At 60.1% G+C, this 969-nt stretch carries 1 protein-coding gene and 1 riboswitch; the gene reads right to left on the bottom strand.

From position 1 onward, the window contains the following. Positions 1-10 precede the first annotated feature (10 nt). Positions 11-652: a 3,4-dihydroxy-2-butanone-4-phosphate synthase gene (gene ribB, locus V6R85_RS25990; RefSeq protein ID WP_112278576.1), complete on the bottom strand. Its 642-nt coding sequence runs from the start codon at positions 650-652 to the stop codon at positions 11-13. Positions 653-772: 120 nt separating this feature from the next. Further along, positions 773-923: riboswitch (FMN riboswitch) on the bottom strand. Positions 924-969 lie beyond the last annotated feature (46 nt).

The raw sequence follows: 969 nt of genomic DNA on the forward strand, positions 1-969 counted from the left end.
GAAGCGCAGATCAGGCGACCTGCTTCTGCACCACGTCCTCGACAACCTCGCCCTTGAGGTAAGAAACGAGATCCTTGATCGTCACAACGAGCAGGCCGTGGCGTTCGGCAAAGGCTTCGAGCTGGGGCAGGCGGGCCATGGTGCCGTCGTCATTGGCGACTTCGCAGATGGTGCCGCAGGGGAATTTGCCCGCAAGACGGCAAAGATCGACGGCCGCTTCGGTATGACCGGTGCGGCCGAGAACGCCTTGCGGGTTGGCGCGCAGCGGGAAGATATGGCCGGGGCGGGCGAAGTCTTCGGGGCGTGAATCCTCCGATACCAGCGCGCGCACGGTCTTTGCCCGGTCGGCGGCGGAAATGCCTGTCGTGGTGCCCGGAATATAGTCCACCGAGACGGTGAACGCTGTCTTGAGGGATTCGGTATTGCGCGACACCATCAAGGGAATGTCGAGGGCATCCAGTCGCTCGCCCGGCATGGCGACGCAAATCAGCCCGCGCGCATGGTTCATCATGAAGGCGATCTGCTGCGGGGTAATGCTGTCGGAGGCGGCGATGACATCGCCTTCGTTTTCGCGGTCTTCGTCGTCAACGACAATCACCATCTGGCCACGGGAAATGGCTTCGATGGCGTCTTCAATTCCAGCAATGGTCATTTTCTTTCAAGCCTTTCAAGGGTTATGCCGTTTTGCGGCATTTTCGCGCTTCGAGAAGCGCCAAATATCCCTTGGGCGAACAATGCAATGCGAAGCCAGCTCACGCGCCAGCGTCCTATGCCTTGTCCTCTTCCATCCGGACTATACCGTCGGCTCCGGCCTCTCACCGGATCTGCTGACCTTCCGGCTTTGGAGACCGGAAGCGCTCGCGGGCTCCGGGAAAAATCCCGATACCGCCGGTGGGGAATTGCACCCCGCCCTGAGAACAAGGCCAACATAAATTATCAAATGGGAAGGAATCAAGGGGCAATGGCCCG

Source organism: Agrobacterium sp. CCNWLW32 (assembly GCF_037083425.1).
GTDB classification, from domain to species: Bacteria; Pseudomonadota; Alphaproteobacteria; order Rhizobiales; family Rhizobiaceae; genus Agrobacterium; species Agrobacterium radiobacter.

What these genes read in the sequence shown, in the direction of transcription:
- ribB (WP_112278576.1), bottom strand. Translation starts at nt 652, where the DNA reads ATGACCATTGCTGGAATTGAAGACGCCATCGAAGCCATTTCCCGTGGC.